The 17685-nt window shown below is 70.4% G+C and carries 16 protein-coding genes; 7 read left to right on the top strand and 9 right to left on the bottom strand.

What is annotated here, in order from left to right; genetic code table 11:
• The first annotated feature begins 261 nt into the window (after positions 1-261).
• Together ACZ470_RS09380 and ACZ470_RS09375 are read left to right on the top strand one after the other, a co-directional pair.
• The gene (locus ACZ470_RS09380) at positions 262-771 is read left to right on the top strand and encodes a peptidoglycan-binding domain-containing protein (RefSeq protein WP_468425953.1); all 510 of its coding nucleotides are present in this window, start codon (positions 262-264) and stop codon (positions 769-771) included.
• A gap of 149 nt (positions 772-920) precedes the next feature.
• On the top strand, positions 921-1904 hold the full coding sequence (locus ACZ470_RS09375) for an AraC-like ligand-binding domain-containing protein (protein WP_468425951.1): 984 nt from the start codon (positions 921-923) through the stop codon (positions 1902-1904).
• Between the two features lie 127 nt (positions 1905-2031).
• Here the strand turns inward: ACZ470_RS09375 and ACZ470_RS09370 are convergent, their stop codons facing one another.
• Positions 2032-3678: a glycoside hydrolase family 27 protein gene (locus tag ACZ470_RS09370; protein WP_468425949.1), complete on the bottom strand. Its 1647-nt coding sequence runs from the start codon at positions 3676-3678 to the stop codon at positions 2032-2034.
• 282 nt (positions 3679-3960) lie between these two features.
• Here ACZ470_RS09370 and ACZ470_RS09365 point away from each other — a divergent pair, with 282 nt between their 5' ends.
• Positions 3961-5571: a glycoside hydrolase family 43 protein gene (locus ACZ470_RS09365; RefSeq protein WP_468425947.1), complete on the top strand. Its 1611-nt coding sequence runs from the start codon at positions 3961-3963 to the stop codon at positions 5569-5571.
• Between the two features lie 205 nt (positions 5572-5776).
• Here ACZ470_RS09365 and ACZ470_RS09360 read toward each other — a convergent pair whose 3' ends face one another.
• Positions 5777-6790, bottom strand: coding sequence for a LacI family DNA-binding transcriptional regulator (locus tag ACZ470_RS09360; protein ID WP_468425945.1), 1014 nt, complete (start codon positions 6788-6790; stop codon positions 5777-5779).
• A gap of 189 nt (positions 6791-6979) precedes the next feature.
• On the opposite strand from ACZ470_RS09360, the gene ACZ470_RS09355 reads away from it, so the two are divergent.
• Positions 6980-7963, top strand: coding sequence for a glycoside hydrolase family 6 protein (locus ACZ470_RS09355; RefSeq protein WP_468425943.1), 984 nt, complete (start codon positions 6980-6982; stop codon positions 7961-7963).
• Between the two features lie 244 nt (positions 7964-8207).
• Positions 8208-9281: a hypothetical protein gene (locus ACZ470_RS09350; RefSeq protein WP_468425941.1), complete on the top strand. Its 1074-nt coding sequence runs from the start codon at positions 8208-8210 to the stop codon at positions 9279-9281.
• Between the two features lie 13 nt (positions 9282-9294).
• Here the strand turns inward: ACZ470_RS09350 and ACZ470_RS09345 are convergent, their stop codons facing one another.
• Genes ACZ470_RS09345 through ACZ470_RS09335 form a run of 3 tightly spaced genes read right to left on the bottom strand, consistent with a single transcriptional unit; the run spans position 9295 to position 11416 of the window.
• Positions 9295-9705 (bottom strand): hypothetical protein, encoded by a 411-nt coding sequence (locus ACZ470_RS09345; RefSeq protein WP_468425939.1) that lies wholly within the window; start codon positions 9703-9705, stop codon positions 9295-9297.
• On the bottom strand, positions 9702-10172 hold the full coding sequence (locus ACZ470_RS09340; RefSeq protein WP_468425937.1) for a hypothetical protein: 471 nt from the start codon (positions 10170-10172) through the stop codon (positions 9702-9704). Before ACZ470_RS09340 ends, ACZ470_RS09345 begins: the two co-directional genes overlap by 4 nt.
• Positions 10173-10210: 38 nt before the next feature.
• Entirely contained in the window at positions 10211-11416 is a 1206-nt protein-coding gene (locus ACZ470_RS09335; RefSeq protein WP_468425936.1) for an erythromycin esterase family protein, read from the bottom strand.
• 58 nt (positions 11417-11474) lie between these two features.
• Here ACZ470_RS09335 and ACZ470_RS09330 point away from each other — a divergent pair, with 58 nt between their 5' ends.
• Positions 11475-12242, top strand: a complete 768-nt coding sequence (locus tag ACZ470_RS09330) for a TioE family transcriptional regulator (protein WP_468425934.1) — start codon at positions 11475-11477, stop codon at positions 12240-12242.
• 110 nt (positions 12243-12352) lie between these two features.
• Positions 12353-13414, top strand: coding sequence for a hypothetical protein (locus tag ACZ470_RS09325; RefSeq protein ID WP_468425933.1), 1062 nt, complete (start codon positions 12353-12355; stop codon positions 13412-13414).
• A gap of 12 nt (positions 13415-13426) precedes the next feature.
• Here the strand turns inward: ACZ470_RS09325 and ACZ470_RS09320 are convergent, their stop codons facing one another.
• The 4 genes from ACZ470_RS09320 to ACZ470_RS09305 all read right to left on the bottom strand — a co-directional run bounded on the left by ACZ470_RS09320 (position 13427) and on the right by ACZ470_RS09305 (position 17668).
• Positions 13427-14266 (bottom strand): hypothetical protein, encoded by an 840-nt coding sequence (locus ACZ470_RS09320; protein WP_468425931.1) that lies wholly within the window; start codon positions 14264-14266, stop codon positions 13427-13429.
• Between the two features lie 35 nt (positions 14267-14301).
• A complete protein-coding gene (locus tag ACZ470_RS09315; RefSeq protein WP_468425929.1) occupies positions 14302-15366 on the bottom strand; it encodes an alpha/beta hydrolase in 1065 nt (354 codons plus the stop codon).
• Between the two features lie 124 nt (positions 15367-15490).
• A complete protein-coding gene (locus ACZ470_RS09310) occupies positions 15491-15889 on the bottom strand; it encodes a hypothetical protein (protein ID WP_468425927.1) in 399 nt (132 codons plus the stop codon).
• Positions 15890-16009: 120 nt separating this feature from the next.
• A complete protein-coding gene (locus tag ACZ470_RS09305) occupies positions 16010-17668 on the bottom strand; it encodes an N-6 DNA methylase (protein WP_468425925.1) in 1659 nt (552 codons plus the stop codon).
• Between the last annotated feature and the right edge of the window lie 17 nt (positions 17669-17685).

Below are 17685 nucleotides of genomic sequence, written 5' to 3'. Positions count from 1 at the left end.
ACGGCCTGACAGCACCTCGGTCGGTTCCCCCACAAGTCCCCCTCGGCACAGACGGTTCCGGACATCAGTTTGTCGGGATTCCCGCTCGCGGTGCAACGCGCTCGGCGTGTACACGCGGGGCCCGAGGCTTAGGCGGCTGCCGCCCGTGCACTGCTGACCAAGTTCCGTGCAGGGACGACAAAGTCGGATGCTCATCCCGGTCCTAAGGTCCATGGGCGACGCCGTCACTGAGACGGCATCACCGACCAGAAGGACTGCACCGTGCAACGAGTATCCACGACGCTCCGCAAGCGGATCGGGGCGTTGGGAGCCTTGGCTCTCCTCCTCGGCGGCGGCCTGACGGCCACCCCGATGATGACTGCGCCCGCCCACGCCGCCTACGGTCCGTGCAACACGGCGGTGAAGCGCACCGATGGGCTGGCCGTCTACAACTACTACCGAGTTCCCGCGCGCACCGACAACGGAATCAACTGCTACATGCGGTATGGGACGGGCAGCTCGAACGCCGTGAAGGCGCTCCAGAGGGCGATCCTGCGCTGTTACCCGGGCACCTATGCCGCCGACCGGATCAGCAACACCGGTGGGGCGGACGGGTCCTACGGCACCGGCACGGTGGATGCCGTTCGGTGGCTCCAGGCGAACCGCCTCGGCGTGACCGCCGACGGCGTCTACGGGCCGGACACCCGTCGGGCGATGAAGTGGCCGGACTACTTCCGCGATCCCGACGACGGGAGCGTCGATTTCGTCATGTGCTACAACCCGCCGTTCTAGCCTCGGCATCGCATGACGGCCCGCCGGGTCCTCCGGCGGGCCGTTCCTGCTCTTCGGGCCGACCGTGGCCGCGTGGGCGTTTATCGCTCGTTGATCCGGCGCGGCGACTCTGTGCCCCGACGCCCATGAGTCGGGCCGGGGAGGGAACCGTGTTGGAGGAAAGCGCGTTCCGGACGATCGACGTCGCCGAGGCGGACCGGTTCGACGCGTGGTGGCAGGTGATGAACCGGACCATCTGCCCCATGGACATGAGCCGGGAGGACACCCGGCACTTCCTCGGGGAAATGCGCCTGCTGACACTCGGGAACGTATCGGTCTGGCCCGCCACTCTGGACCCGGTCCGGTGGCGCAGGACACCCAGGCTGATCCGCCGGTCCGACCCGGAGTGCTATCACCTCTCCCTTCCCCTGCGCGGCACCATAGGCGTCACCCAGGACGGGCAGGAGGCCGTGCACGGCCCGGCCGACATGTACGTGGTGGACACCTCGAAGCCATGGGACTGCCACACGGGTTCGCTGGAGGCGATGGGGGTGGAGGTGCCCAAGAAGCTGGTGCCGCTGCCCTCGACCGAGGTCGGCCGGATGGTGACGCGACGATTACCGGGGCGGGAGGGACCGGGCGCGCTCCTGCTCGGCTTCCTGACCCGGCTCACCTCGAACTCCGGCTCCTTCCGGGAGGCCGACGGGCCCTGGCTGGAAACGGTCGTCGTGGACCTCCTCGCCGCGACGCTCGCCCACCAGCTCGACGCCGCCGACACCCTCCCGCCCGAGACCCGCGCCCGTAACCTGGTCCGGCAGATCCGCGCCTACATCCTGCGGCATCTGCACGATCCGGATCTGACCCCGGCGGCGGTCGCCGCCGCCCACCACATCTCCGTCAGTCATCTGCACCGGCTCTTCCGAAGCGAGGACACCACGGTCGCCGCCTGGATCCGCCACCGGCGACTGGAACGCGCACGCCGCGACCTCCTCGACCCGGCCTTGCGCCGGACACCGGTCCACGAGATCGCGGCCCGCTGGGGCTTCACCCACCAGGCCGTGTTCAGCCGCTCGTTCCGCAGCGTCTACGGCGTCTCACCCCGCGACTGCCGCGAGGCAGCGCTGGCGGAAGCCGACGGTCGATCTGTGCCGTAACCGTACGGAGCAGCGGCGACACCACCTGGTCACCCACCGGGATGCTCGCCGCAGGCGGTGCCGTGCAGGGTGTAGGTGCTCGGCGGGAGGGTGTTGTCGCTCCGGCCATGGCCCGGTGCCGTGTCGCTCACGCGCGGGTCCACTTCTGGTTGGCCTGGCCGTTGCAGGTCCACAGCACCAGCGGGGTCCCGTTGGCGGTGCCGGCCCCGTTGGCGTCGAGGCACAGTCCGGAGTGGACGTTGCGGATCGAGCCGTCGGAGCCGACGGTCCACTTCTGGTTGTTCTGGCCGTTGCAGGGCCAGGTGATGACACGGGTGCCGTTGGTGGTGCCCTGGTTGTAGGCGTCCAGGCACTTGTCGCCGTAGACGCGGATCTCGCCGCCCGCCCATGTGGTCCACAGCTGGTTGGCGGCCGTGTGGCAGTCCCACAGCAGAGTCGCGGCGCCGGCGGCCGTGGAGGCGTTGTCCACGTCCACGCAGCGGCCGGAGGCGTTGCCCCGCAGGCGTGAGGTGGTGGCGGCCAGCGGGCTGCCGCCGCTCACCCGGTACGCGGCGACGCCGTGCGCGGGGACGCTCGCCGAGATCTGCCCGGACGTGCTCGACGTGCCGCCGGTCCACAGGTCGGTGAGGGTGAACGATCCTCCGCTCAGGCCGATCTGGGCGGCCGTCGTGGTGACCGTCGCCGCGCTCCCACCCCGGTTGAACAGCCCCACCGCGACCGAACCGTCCGCCAGGGGCTTGGCGAACACCTCGGTGTTGCCGTCGTCGCGCACCCTGCGTCCGCCCGCGCCCAGCGAGTCCTGGTTCACCGCCAGCAGGCGCGGGTTGCGCAGGATCGCGCTGACGTCGGCGGACATCGTGCGGATGTCGTTGCCGGCCATCAGCGGTGCACTCATCAGCGCCCACAGGGCGAAGTGGGAGCGGGACTCGGTCAGTGACAGGCCGGGGCGGCCGACGACCAGCATGTCGGGGTCGTTCCAGTGCCCCGGGCCGGACTGTGCGGCCAGCGGCGCATTGACGTCCAGGACGTTGCCGACGCCCATCGGGTAGCTGTTGGTGTTGCCGTTCTGCCAGATGTCGAGCAGGTCCTCTGTCGTCCGCCACAGGTCGGCGACCTCGCCCCAGTTGTACGTGGACCCCGTGATGGCGTGGAAGCTGTTGGGGTTGATGCTGTAGACGATCGGCCGACCGGTGGCACGCAGGGCATCACGCATCAGCTTGAACCGCGCGACCTGCTCGTCACGCGTGCCGCTCGAGGAACACCAGTCGTACTTGAGGTAGTCGACCCCCCACGAGGCGAACGTGGCGGCGTCCTGGACCTCGTGACCCCGGCTGCCCGTCGAGCCCGGGTACGTGCCCACGGTCTGCGCGCAGGTGCGCTCGCCCGGCACCTGGTAGATGCCGAACTTCAGGCCCTTGCCGTGGATGTAGTCCCCGAGGGCCTTCATCCCGCTCGGGAACTTCGTCGGGTTGGCCCGCAGGTTGCCCTGCGCGTCACGCTGCGGGTCGAACCAGCAGTCGTCGACCACCACGTACCGGTAGCCGGCGTCCCGCATGCCCGAGGACACCATCGCGTCGGCGGCCTGGCGGACCTGGGCCTCGGTGATCCCGCACCCGAAGCTGTTCCAGCTGTTCCACCCCAGCGGTGGGGTGAGCGCCGGACTGCCCGGCGCGGCCGTGGCGGTGGACTGCGCTGAGGCCGTCACGGACGCGGTCACCGTCAGCACGGCGGCCGTGAGGAGGCGGAACAGTCGTCCGCCTGATCGTCTGGGCACCGGGACTCCTAGAGCAGGGAAGGAGAGGAGAAAGGAGGGTTCGAAATTTCGGTCGACGTTCGGAAACTTCGAGTGCCCCACGGATACTAGAGAGGCGACCGTTCATGTCAACACCCTCTGTAGAAACGGGGTTTGGCGCGTAATCGGCTCACGACTGATGCGGAAGGGTTGACGGGGTACGCCGGCCTCCTATCATCCAGATTGCTCGACAAGTCGCACTATGTTCGATATCTCGAATGCGACAGGGCCACTCCGACCGCTGAACTCGAGGTGATTACCTCCATGGATCTGTCATGGTCGCATCAATCTTTCACGCGTCGCCGCACGCTGGCGGCCGCCACCGGCCTGGCCGCCGGCGCCCTCCTTCCCCCTGGGCCCGCCCTCGCGACCGCGGCGCAGTACACGAATCCGGTGATCTGGCAGGACTTCGCGGACATCGACATCATTCGCGTCGGCGACACCTACTACGCCTCGGCCTCGACGATGCACTACTCGCCGGGCGCGCCCGTTCTGCGGTCGTACGACCTGGTGAACTGGGAGATCGCCGGCCACTCGGTGCCCGTCCTCGACTTCGGCGCCAAGTACGACCTGAGCGGCGCCCGCGGCTATGTCAGAGGAATCTGGGCATCGTCACTGGCCTACCGGCCCAGCAACAGGACCTTCTACTGGCTCGGCCAGATCGACTTCGCCCGGACGTACCTCTACACCGCCACCGCGGTGGAGGGGCCGTGGAACAGGCTGACGACGATCAGCACCCCCTACTACGACGCCGGGCTGCTCGTCGACACCGACGACACCCTCTACGTGGCGTACGGCAACACCACCATCAGCGTGGCCCAGCTCTCCCCCGACGGCCGCAACCAGGTCCGCACGCAGGAGGTGTTCAGGACACCGTCCAGCGTCGGCACCTTGGAAGGCGCCCGGTTCTACAAGATCGACGGGCGGTACTACATCTTCCTGACCCGCCCGGCGAACGGTCAGTACATCCTCAAGTCCTCGAGCGGCCCCTTCGGCCCGTACACGATGCGGCAGGTCCTCCTCGACCTGCGCGGACCGATCCCCGGCGGCGGCGTCCCCCACCAGGGCGGGCTGGTGCGGACGCAGAGCGGCGCCTGGTACTACATGGCCTTCGTCGACGCCTACCCCGGCGGCCGCATGCCCGCCCTGGCACCGGTCACCTGGACCGCGGACGGCTGGCCCGTCGTACAACTCGTCAACGGCGCGTGGGGCACCACGTATCCCAGTCCGGCCGTACCCACTCCGCCCCGCCAGGTCACCCCGATGACCGGCGTCGACACCTTCGACGGTGCGACCCTGAAACCGAGGTGGGAGTGGAACCACAACCCCGACAACACCAAGTGGTCGGTCGGCGACGGCCTGACGCTGCGGACCGCGACCGTCACCCAAGACCTGTACTGGGCCCGCAACACCCTCACGCACCGAATCCAGGGCCCCACCTCCACCGCCACGGTCCAGCTCGACCACTCCGCGATGCGGGACGGCGACCGGGCCGGGCTCGCGCTGCTGCGTGACTCCTCCGCCTGGATCGGCCTCAAGCGCGACGGCGGTGCGACACGGGTGGTGATGGTCACCGGGCTGACCATGGACAGCAACTGGAACACCACCGGCACCGGCACCGAGATCGCGAGCGCGCCCGTCTCCGGCGGCCGCGTCTGGCTGCGCGCGAACGCGGACGTCCGCCCCGGCGCACCGCGCCCCGGAACCTTCTCCTACAGCGCCGACGGCATCACCTTCACCCGCCTCGGACCCGCCTTCTCCATGGGCAACGACTGGCGGTTCTTCATGGGCTACCGGTTCGCCCTCTTCAACCACGCCACTCAGGCCCTCGGCGGCGCGGTCCGCGTCACGCGGTTAGAGCTGTCCACACCCTGAACCGCCCTGAACCACCCTGAACCGATCCATCGACCGCACCGCCCGGCCCTCGGCCCCGGCCCGACCAGGAGAACCGTGAACCCGCTGAAACGGCTCGGCCTTCGCCGGGCATCCGTCCTGAGCGTGCCGGCCGCGACCGTCCTGCCCGCCGCGTCCGAGAGCAACCCGTTCGGACCGGGGCCCGCCCCTCCCGGACAGTGGGGAGTCAGGCGCTGGCCCGGACGGTCAGGCGGGTGGGGAGGACCAGCGGGGTGGGGTCCTGGCCGTTGACGAGCGCGACGAGCATACGCGCCATCTCCCGTCCGAGAGCCTCTATGGGCTGATGGACGGTGGTGAGCGGCGGATCGGCGATCCGGGCGACCGTCAGGTCGTCGAAGCCGACCACGGAAACGTCGGCGGGGACCCGTCGGCCGGCCTCCCGCAAGGTGCGCAGCGCTCCCGCCGCCATGTTGTCGTTGGCGGCGAACACGCCGTCCACGTCGGGGTGTTCGGCCAGCAGCGCGGCCATGGCGGCGGCTCCGCTGGGCTCGGTGAAATCCCCCTCCAGCGGCGGGAACGGATCGAGACCGGCGCCCAGCATGGCGTCCCGGTAGCCGCGGTACCGGGCGCGCCCGGCCTCGGTGTCCAGACGCCCGCAGATCACGGCCACGCGCCTCCGGCCGAGTGAGACGAGATACTCGGTCGCCTCGCGAGCTCCGCCGACGTTGTCCACGTCCACGTAACACCGGGGAGTCGAACCGACCGGGCGCCCACCGAACACGACGGGCATCTGCGCCTCGTCGGCCATCCGGGTCAGCGGATCGTCCTCGCGCAGCGCCATCAGCATGACACCGTCCGCGCCCCTGGACCGCAGGAGCTCCTCGACCCGCTTGCGGCCCCGGTCGGAAGCGGCCAGGCACAGCATCAGATGCAGGTCCGCCTCGTCCAGGGCGGCCGACGCCCCCACGATCACCCGGGCGAAGAACGGATCGGCGAAGATCGACGGATCCTCCCCCGAGACGACCAGGGCGGCCGCTCCCGTCTGACGAGTGGCCAGGGCGCGGGCGGTCGGATTGGGTACGTAGCCGAGTTGCCGCACGGCCCGTTCGACAGCCTCGCGCTTGGCGCGGCTGACGTGCGGGGCGTTGTTGAGGGCGCGGGAGGCCACGGAGCGGGAGACGCCGGCGCGTTCGGCCACCTCATCGAGCGTCGGATGCCGACGCGGCGCTGCTTCTGCCATGGCTCGTGAGTCTTTCACAGGCGGGGAGCGCACAGGGACGCAGAACTGGGACCGCTTCCAGTGTGAGTGGCCTCCAGGACCGGCGGCCCCTTGTGAAAGTCGAATGCTGCGCCGCCTATTGACACCTCAACCACCCACCCACACGATTGGGACCGCTTCCAGTGGGAGCGCTCCCAGAGCACACCTCCTATGAAACGAGGTACTGTCTTGAGCCGCACACTCCGCACCCTGATGGCAGCGCTCTGTGCTCTGCCGCTGGCGTTCGCCGCCGCACCGTCCGCCCACGCGGCCGACCCCACCACCATGACCAACGGGTTCTACGTGGACCCCGACTCGAGCGCGAGGCGGTGGGTGGCCGCCAACCCCGGCGACGGCCGGGCCGCCGCGATCAACGCCTCCATCGCCAACACACCGATGGCCCGCTGGTTCGGCTCCTGGAGCGGCACCATCGGCACCGCGACAGGTGCCTACGTCGGAGCGGCGGACCAACGGGACAAGCTGCCCATCCTCGTCGCCTACAACATCTACAACCGTGACTACTGCGGCGGGCACTCCGCCGGCGGAGCCACCTCGCCGTCCGCCTACGCCGGCTGGATAGCTCAGTTCGCCGGAGGCATCGGGGCCCGCCCGGCCGTCGTCGTCCTCGAACCGGACTCCCTCGGAGACTACGGCTGCATGACCCAGGCCCAGATCGACGAACGCGAGGCCATGCTCGCCGGTGCCCTCGCCGAGTTCAACCGCCAAGCCCCCAACACGTGGGTCTACATGGACGCCGGCAACCCGCGCTGGGCCGACGCGGCGACCATGGCCCGGCGCCTCCACGAAGCCGGCCTCCGACAGGCCCACGGCTTCTCGCTCAACGTCTCCAACTACATCACCACCGCCGAGAACACCGCCTACGGCAACGCCGTCAACAACGAACTGGCCGCCCGCTACGGCTACACCAAGCCGTTCGTCGTGGACACCAGCCGCAACGGCAACGGCACCAACGGCCAGTGGTGCAACCCCTCCGGCCGCCGCATCGGCACGCCCACCCGGACGGGCGGAGGCGCCGAGATGCTCCTGTGGATCAAGACCCCGGGCGAGTCCGACGGCAACTGCGGTGTCGGAACCGGTTCCACGGCCGGCCAGTTCCTCCCCGAGGTCGCCTACAAGATGATCTACGGCTACTGATCCAGGACTCCCGCCGCCCCCACAGGCGACCGGCAGTCCGCGGGGCGGCGGGCACTGACTGATCGGCGCGAGGCCGTCGGCTTGCTGGAGGGCGTCATCAACACGTTTGCGGGAGATGACATCCACGGGTGATACTCCGTCTCCCTCATCTCTCCCCCGTGAAGGACGCTGCCCCGATGCGTGTGCTCGTGTGTCCGCAAGGCGCCCTGGTGGCGGTCGTGAACCGGCAGGACGGTGCGTGATCGTGGAGGTCGCTCGTGTCGTCGTCCTCGCGGTCGTCGTGGCGGTCGGTGTCGTCTACTACCGTCGGCTCATGGGTGGGCCTGCCTCCTCGCAGCGTTCGTCGCGGCGGGCCGAGGCGTTGGGGTTTCTGCCGCAGTCCGAGCAGAACGCCCAGCAGGCCGCCGCCGACGCGGAGTTGGAGCGGGCCAAGGCCGCCGCCGCGCGGGGCCGTTGGGAGCCGGCGGCGCAGTTGCTGGCGCGGGGCAGGGAGCAGCGTGACTGGGGGCGCCGTTCGTTCCACGCCGACGTGCTCGGTTCGCACCGGGCGGCGCGTCAGGGGAGTTGGCTGGACGCGTGGGAGGCCGCGGTCGGGCCGGACGATCCGGACGTGTCGCTGGTGCGGGCGCGGGCGACGGTGGCCCTGGCCTGGCATCTGCGGGGTGGCGGCTGGGCCAAGGACACCAGCCGGGAACAGTTCGCCGGCTTTCACGAGACGCTGGCGCGTGCGCGGGAGTTGAACGCGCGCGCGGCGGAATTGAACCCCGACGACCCCTCGCCGTACGTCTCCGAGATCTGGACCGCGCTGGGCCTCGGGCATTCGAGGGAGAGGATGCGCCGGATCTGGAAGGAGGTCACCGCCCGGGATCCGTATCACTTCGGGGCGCACTGTGCGGCGCTTCAGTACTGGTGCGCGAAGTGGCGTGGCTCGGAGGATCTGGCCGTGTCGTTCGCCCGCGAAGCCATGGCCGGGGCGCCGCGTGGCAGCCTGCTCAGCGCGCTGCCGCTGATCGCGTGGTACGAGCACCGTGACGACGACACGGAGGACGACGACTTCCGGGCGCCCTACCTGGTCGCCATGGTCGACGCGGTCCTCGCGGACGTGGCCGAGGCGCCGCAGGGCCACCCGGACACGGCGTCCGTACGGCATCTGCTGGCGTACTTCCTGACCCGGCAGGGCCGCCACGAGGCGGCGTTGCTCCAGTTCCGGCTGGTCGACGGGTATGTGGGCGCCCTCCCGTGGCGGTACTGGGACGACCCGGCCGCCGTGTACTGCCTGTGGCGGAACCGGGCGGTCAAGGGCGTGCGGCGGGGCTGAACGCCGCCGCCGGCTACCGCAGGAGTGACTTCGGCTCCCGCAGGGCGTGCCACAGTCCCGCCCCGAGGGGTACGACCGTCATGGCGAAGAAGACCCAGAACAGGAACTCGGCTCCGGGCGCGAGGTCGTAGACGGTGCCGTCCTCCCACTGGCAGTAGGCGCGCGGTGGGAACGGGGTGGAGATTCCGGAGACCTCCCCGTCGCCGAGGATGCCCTTCCCCATCGGCTCCTTCGGGCAGGGCGCGGTGTCCGGGAACAGGAAGGCGTCGTCCGCCGTCATGATCACGGCCCAGGTGAGGGCGCCGAGCGGCACCGACCAGAACACCGAGGTCCGAACCCACGAAGGCAGCAGCGGATGCGCAAGCAGCCCGCGCAGCGCGACCCAGCCGACCACGAGCCCGGCGAAGACCAGGAGCAGCGTCATGAGGCCGTCGCGCTCATCCTGGTACGGGATCCGGGTGCGTACAGGGTGCCGATGGCGAGCAGGACGGCGGCCACGGTGAGGGACAGGGTCGCCCAGTTCATCCACACGTAGCCGGGATCGCTGGAGTAGACCGAGCCGTCGTGGCGGACGCAGTCGAAGCGGAGCGGCAGGTACGAGGAACGGTGGTGGGAGAGCCCCTGCGTCGTCTCCTGGTCGAAGCCGTCGCGGCAGGCGGGGGCCGGAACCGAGTTGGCGCCGTCGCCGAAATCCTGCTCCGACATCAGCACGGCGAAGAATCCCAGCGTGTAGACGGCGGCGGCCGCCCACGCGGCCGCTGCCGCCGCGCGGCCCAGCAGATGTCTGGCCCACGGCTGGGGCCGGCCGGGGAGCGCCATCGCCACGGCCCCCACCGCGGCGATGAGCGCGGCGACGGCACACAGCGCGGACACACCCAGACCCACCAGCACGCCCGTCACTCCCCCTTGAGACCAGTGTCGGCAAGACCCTAGCCCCGCGGGACATCCCTGACGTACACGACCCCGTCGGTCCGGGTCAGTTGGGCCGGGTCGAGTGGGGCATACCCGAAGTAGGGGGACACACGGGGAGCGGGGTGCGCGTCGGCGAGGGCGGTGGCCAGTCGGGGGGCGTCGACGACGCAGCGGTCCTCCGGGAGCGCGTACAGGAGTCCTTCGAGGGTGTCCGGGGGCGGGGTGTCCACTCCGTGGTGCCGGATCGTGCCGAGGGCCGTGGCCAGGAGGGCGTACTGCTCGCCGAGTTGAGCGCTCACGAGTGCGCCGGCGCTCCACCACTCCAGCAGCGGGTGGTCCCACATGCGCATGGTGCTCCTGCTCCGCTGGAGGTGGCTGTTGTGGGCGTTGACGAGTACCGGGCCGCGTTCGGCGAGGGCGAGGAGGTTGCCGGCCATCATGGCGTCCCGTGTGGCGAGCAGCCGCGGCATGCGGGCCGGTGAGGTGTCGGCCATGCAGGAGTGGTACCGCAGCAGGCCGGTGGCGGTACGTCCGTACAGACGCGCCCGGTCCCAGTCGTCCCGCGAGGTCGTGGTGAGCAGGTGGGGCAGCTGTGTGTCGAGCAGCGCCACCAGGTCGTCGGCGACCAGTCGCAGTTCCTTGGCCTCGGCGGAGCGGCCCACGGACTGGGACGGGTGCGTCATCACCGCCTCGTTCGTCCACGGCTCGTCGGCGCCGAGCAGCTGGTCGAGGGTGTCCGCGGTGCAGGGGAGCAGGTCGCTGTCGACGTGGGCCGCGAGGTGGGCGTGGAGTGCGGTGAGGGACTGACGAGGGCTCGCGGCGCCGGTGATCTCCAGCGGGCCGTCGAAGCCGGCGAAGCGGACGCGCTCCGACTCGGGCCGGTCCTCGTTGTACGCCCGCATCCAGCGGACCAGTTCGCGGTTGCCCGGGAATGCTCCCCACTCGTGGCTGAATCCGTGCTCCATGGCCTCGTCGAGGGTGCCCGTGCCCGAGGTGACGTAGGCGTCGACGGCCAGGCCCCTCACGCAGTCGCTCTCGATGGCGATCGTCCGGTAGCCCTCCTGCTCGACGAGCTGCCGGAAGAGTTCGTTGCGCAGTTCGAGCAGGGTCTCCTCGCCGTGTGTGGGCTCGCCCAGGGCGAGGAGTCGCGGGCGGGTCGGGAGCAGCTTCATGACGGCTGCGGCCTCGACGGCGTGGGCGATGTCCGTGATGTCGGTTGCCATGCCTTCAACGGTATCGTTGAACTTTCGATGGAAACTTGGGCGCGTTATCGTGCGCCCTGTGGGGCGAAACCTTCAAAGCGGTGAGAAGCTCAGGCCGATCGACCTGGCTCGGCGGCACGGTCTGTCCACGCAGGCCGTCCGGAACTACGAGGAGGCCGGAATCCTCCCTGCCGCCGGCCGCACGGCGCACGGTTATCGGACCTACACCCCGCTGCACGCGCAGGCCCTGCGCGCGTTCCTCGCCCTGGCGCCGGGACACGGCCACCGGACGGCGACGGCGATCATGCGGGCGGTGAACGAGGGGGCGGTCGATGAGGCGTTCCGGCTGCTCGACGAGAGTCACGCCCAACTGCTCCGCGACCGGGAGACTTTGCACACCGTGGAGAGCGCGCTGCGCGACCTCTCCCCCCGCGCGGACACCGAGGCGTCCCGCCCCCGCCGTTCGTTCATCGGACCGCTGGCCGAGGAGCTCGGCATCCGGCCGGCGACCCTGCGCAAGTGGGAGGCCGCCGGGCTCGTACGCCCGCGACGCGACCCGCTGACGGGGTACCGCGTCTACGACGGGGCGGACGTACGCGATGCCCGGCTGGTCCATCAACTCAGGCGGGGCGGCCATCTGCTGGAGCAGATCGCCCCGCTGATCGCCCAAGTGCGGGCGGTCGGTGGGCTGGAGCCGCTGGAGGGGGCGCTGCGCGACTGGCACGGCCGGCTGTCCGCCCGCGGCCGGGCGATGCTCACCGGGGCCGCCGAGCTGGAGGCGTACCTCCGTGAACGCGAAGAGGGTGGCTCAGATCGGCGCAACGAGTCGCCCGAGTCGGCATGTTGAGGGCCCCTCCAGCTCAACTGCTCGTTGACATCGCCAACAGGCATGCCTCATTCTCTTGTCAACATCGAGATCGTTCCCGGTAGAAGTGCCCGCGCCCGGAGGCCAGCACCATGTCCCGTCCCCGTCCCCGACGCCTCGCCCCCGTAGCGCTGTTGATCGTCTCGGCCCTCACGCTCGCCGGATGCGGTTCCGACGAGGAGCCGTCGGCGCCGTCCTCCTCCGTACCCGTGTCCGAGGCGGAAGAGAGCAAGAGCACTCCCGAACCGGACGACGACGAACCGGCGGAGGACGACACCTCGCTCGCCGACTTCCTCCGCTCGGCGAAGGTCGACGACGCGCTCGTGAACCGTCTGGGCGAGGTGGGCGACGCCAACGGCTACGGTCTGGGGGAGGGCGTCGAGACGAGCCTGGAGGAACGGCGGCAGTTGGCGACCGCCCAGGTCGGCACCTGCCGCGATGTGGCCGTGGGGCACCGCACCTGGGAGGGGATCCGGGCCTCGGACGAGAGCTCGGGCGCGACCGAGGAACAGGCCGCGGCGATGGCGGACTTCCTGCGCGAGGAGTTCTGCCCGCACGTCGCGCCGTACAAGGAGCCGCCGTTGCCGAAGCAGTCCCTCGGCGGGCCCGAGGAGGACGCCAAGGGAGGCCGGGGGCTGGCCTCGCCGGTGTCCTGGTGGGACACGCGGTACCGGCGCGTCTCGTGGTCCGACGAGTGCGCGGCCCAGACGGGACAGCCCATCGGGGACCCGGTCGCCTACCGCCTGTCGGACGACGCCGTCGTCTGCGCCATCGTTCCGCCGGCGGAGAAGCTGAAGAAGCACCTCATCAACGTGGACGTGGTGTTCGCCGAACCGGTCGGCGAGAAGCGGGCGCGGGACGCCGCGCTCTCCCTGCTCCCGATCGACGCGGTGGCCGAGGACAAGGAGGAGGGCACGAACCCCGACTGGTCGTACCTGGAGGGCGGCTGCCTCAGCCTCAACATACAGAGCCAGCACCTCAAGGATCTCGTGACCGGTCTCATGGACGACCCGGAGCCGTGGGCGCACGCCGTCCACTACTCCGACGGCGCCACCACCGACGGCGCGGTCGGCCCGTACACCGGCGAGATCAAGCAGGTCTCGCTGTCCACGGGGAGGAACGAACCGACGGCGTCCGGCGCTCTGACCTGCTGATCCGGGGGGCGGCTACTTCAGCCCGAACACCAGGAGCAGGGCGGCCACGAGGAGTGCCCCGATCGTCGTCTGCACCAGCGTCAGGAACTGGGGGACTCCGTCCTTCCGCAGCCCGCTTCGCACGCTCTCCCACACGGTGGGCTTCAGTCCCTTGACGATGAACAGGTCGTGTCCGAGGGAGGAAATGACGCCCGCCGGCGTGGAGGGATCGTCCGCGGAACCGAGCCAGTCCTTCGAGAGCATCGCCTCGACGTCGGGAATCAGGCTCTCCAGTCCCTCATCCACCAAGGCCTGTTTGCAGAAGCCGCACAGGTGCGACGACAGCACCTTGATGCGCGCGTCGTTCAGAGCGGCCGTCACATCGCAGGGACAGCCCTTCGTCCCGACGTGCACGGAACCCCTCAGCCTGGGACACACACCGGCCAGGGCCTCCCGAATGGTCAAGGTCAGGGCGAACTCCAGCAGGGACGGTGGCGCCATCCAACGCTTCCAGTTTCCGAGAGCGATGACGGAAACCTGCTTCCGTCGCATCGAGTAGAAGTTGTCGTGGAACCGGGCACCCGTCAGGAGGACGACCCGGCCCGGAGGATGCTCCTCGACCCGGAAGGTACGGCAGTAGTCCTGCTGAAGACTCACATGCCGTTCCCAGAACTCCGCGCTCTGCCGGCGTACCCGCTCTCGATCGACTCCCTTGCTCCCATTCAATTCGGCGATGAAGGGGTCCCTCTCGTCCTTGGGGAGGAATTCGAAGGTGAAGCTGTTCTGGAGTGTGTTGAGCTGGAGGATGAAGTACTGGAGCGCCGTGCTGTTGACACCATCCAGGCATGAGATCAGCCCGATACGGTTCGACAACGTTCCCCCTCTGGAATGCGAGACCTCGTGCGGGTTCAGTCGCCGGCCCGCAGGGCGCCGAGGAGCATAGGCAGGGACGCGTGCAGTTCGCGTTCCCAGTACGCCCAGGTGTGGGTTCCCGGGCCGTAGAAGTGGGTGGTGACGTGTTTCGCGCCCACGCGTTTCAGCTCGGCGGCGAGGGCGTGGTTCTGCCGGTTGAAGTCGGCCTCGAGGGCGCTCGTGCTGCCCGGTGGGTCCAGGGGGCCGGTGGTGCCGTCGCCGCAGGACAGGTAGACGGGGACCGACTTGAGCCGCTCGGCGAGGTGGACCGGGTCGTGGGCCTGCCAGATGCCGCGTTGGGCGACGGGGTCGCCCCAGACGCGCAGCGGGTCGTTGCCCTGGCCGGCGAAGAAGCCCATGATGCGGTCGACCGACTCGTCGTTCAGGAGCGGGTGGGCGGAACCGGAGTACGCGGCGGTCGCCTTGAACATCCCGGGATGCCGGGCGGCGTAGAGCAGGGCGCCCTGACCGCCCATCGACAGGCCGGCGACGACGCGGTTCCGTCCGGCGCCCCAGTCGCGCTCGAGGAGGTGCCGCAGCTCGACCGTGTGGAAGGTCTCCCACGCGGGGTCGCCGCCCTCGCCGTGGTTCCACCAGTCGCTGTACCAGCCGTTCCAGCCGGCCTCCGGCATGACGACGAGTACGTCACGCAGGCTGTCCGTCTCCGCGACGTCCGTCATCGCGGTCCACGAGGTGTAGTCGCCGCAACAACCGTGCAGGAGCCACAGGGTCGGCCAGTGCCGGCGTCGGTCGTCGGGGTTCCAGCCGTCGGGGGTGAGGAGGCGGACGCCGACCGTACGGCCGCCCAGGGCCGCGGATCGCACCGACAGGTCCACCTGCCGCTCCGCGACCCGGGTGACGGCGACGACCTCGGCGCCGCGGGGGTCCGGGGAACGGGAATCCCCGGTTGAATCCCCGGCCGCCGCCTTCCCGCCGGCGGTGGGTGCCGGTGGCACGGCGCCGAGCGCCGGTGCGGTCGGTACGAGGGTGGCCAGCACCGTGGCGAGGACGAGCAGGGCTCTGGACCGGAGGGGCAGGACGGCGGACGTGGTCGCTGACAAGGAGGCTCCCGGGGTGCGATGCGTCGCTGCGAGAACGGTTCGACCGGAGGGACAGGGAAGGTCGTCCCAACTGCCCTTCCCCCGAACGGCCGTGACGATGCACGGCACCGACGCGTCGGCCGGGCTACAGCCCCGACCGGGCCAGCAGGACCGGCAGGGCCTCCGGTTTCACCTTCTGTACGGAGCGCACCTGTCCGAGGCCGAGTTCCTCGCGGCCCACCGGGTCGCGGTGGAGCGCCTTCGTCGCCTCGGTCAGCAGGGTCACGGGGACCAGGAAGGGAACGTCGGGGTCCTCGTCGTCCGCGCGGGGTCTGTCGTCGGCCTCGGCCACGGCGGCGACCGCCGAATCGGGCTGGGCGAAGAAGAACCAGAGGCGGTCGCCCGGCTCCATGCGGTAGCGGCGGCTGAGCCAGAGCTCCAGTTCCGGCTCCTCCTCGGCCAGTTGGAGCATCGTCTCCTTGTCGGAGGGCTCCCCGTCCAGCGTGTCCTTGCGCGGATTGAGGATGTAGATCCAGTCCGCCATGGAATCCCCTTCGGTCAGGACACTCGGCCCACGTAAAGACACACCGTGCAGCGTCTCATCGTGCCAGACACTCGGGGTATGCGCGTACACGTTTTCGACACGGAGATCCCGACGGAGGTGTCAGGCGTCGGGTTTCAGGGCGCCGTTGCCGAGTCCGTCGCGCGCCAGAGCGGTGATCTCGCGGCTGAGCTCCGCGATCCGCCGTGACCGCTCCTCGAACTCCCGCAGCGCGTGGAAGGCGGACCCGTACCCGCGCTGCGTGGTGATGTCCATCTGCGGGATACGGGCGCCCTTGCTGTCGAGCCGGAAGGTGCCGCTGGCGGTGGTGGAGCGACGGCTGTTGGCGGCGCTGTGCAGGAAGCCCTGGAGGAAGTCCGTGTCCAGCTGGTCGCTGACGGAGACCGGTTCCGGGTCCGCGTACTCGACCAGCCCGGCCCGGATCAGGTCGGCGACGCTGACGCTGGGGCCGTCGAGGGCGCCGGTGCCCTCACCGGCGACCAGGGCGGGAAGCAGTTCGGCGAGGCGCCGCACCTGTTCGGTGAGCTCCCGGCGCAGGGTGTCGTACTCCGTCACGTAGTCGCGGTGGGACTCGGCGACGTGGCGGCTCGGGGTGAGGTCGACCAGGTCGTCGAGCAGATCGATCTGGGGGACCTCGGTGATCTGCTGGGGCCGCGGCTCCAGGGGGTCGTCGGGGTCGTTGGCCGTGAGGTCGACCATGCGTACGGAGGTGGCCGCGTCGTCCGGCGTCGGTGGGCGGCGCAGGTGCCACAGGTGCACGGGGAGGGAGTGCGCGGCGGCCGTGCCCGGGGCCAGCGCGGTGACCTGGGTGAGGATGCCGCGGCGGACCAGCTCGGCCCGGATGCGGCGGCCCGCCTTGCGGTAGGCCACCGAGGCGGGCATGACCATGACGACGCGGCCGCCGGGCGCGGTGTGCGCGTAGGCGTGCTGGAGCCAGGCGAGCTCGCCCTCGGCGCGGGAGGGCGTGCCGAGCTCCCAGCGCGGGTCGAGGAGGAGGTCCTCCCGGCCCCAGTCGGTGTCGCTGACCGGCGGATCGCAGACGACGAGGTCGGCCTTGAGGTCGGGCCACTGGTCGGTGCGCAGGGAGTCGCCCCGCTCGACCTCGGTACGGGGCAGTCCCGCGAGGTCGGCCCGCGACTGCGCGAGGCGTGCGCTGCGGGTGTCCACCTCCTGACCGCATCGCCTCGCGCCCTGTTCGGCGCCGACGGTGAGGAGGAGGGTGCCGATTCCGCAGGCGGGATCGAAGAGCACCGCGTCGGCGGCCACGTCGCCCACGAAGTGCCGGACGGCCCGGACCACTCGGGGCGAGGTCACCTGGTCCGAGCCCGCCCGCCGTACGGACTCCGTGAAGCGCTCGGCGAGGCCGTTGACCACGTCGGCGGCGGAGCCGCTTCCGGCCATGTGGCGGGCGAGCCGGACCGCCTGGTCGGGCAGCGCGGCCGGCGGCTTCTCGTCGGGGGCGGCGAGGGCGTGCGCCACGTCCGCGAGCCCGGCGAGGATGTCGTCGCCGTAGGCCCCCCGCAGCACCTGCCACAGCTGGACCTCGTCGGTGACGTCCTGTCCCTTGCTCTGCTTGTCCAGCCAGGCCTGCACCTCGGCCAGGTCGAACAGGGGGCTGTTGGCGCCACCGCCGACCGGTGCCGGGAAGTCGTCGTACCGCCGCCGCCAGTTCGACACGGCCGCGCGGGTGACACCCGCGAGACGGGCGATCTCGGAGCCGGTGACCAACGGGTTCGTGGGCGTGGCCGGGGTCTGTGGCATACCGACTACGGTACACA

Source organism: Streptomyces sp. NPDC031111, from assembly GCF_055570675.1.
The sequence above is the reverse complement of the archived record's forward strand: the minus strand, read 5'-3'. Positions and strand labels throughout refer to the sequence as shown.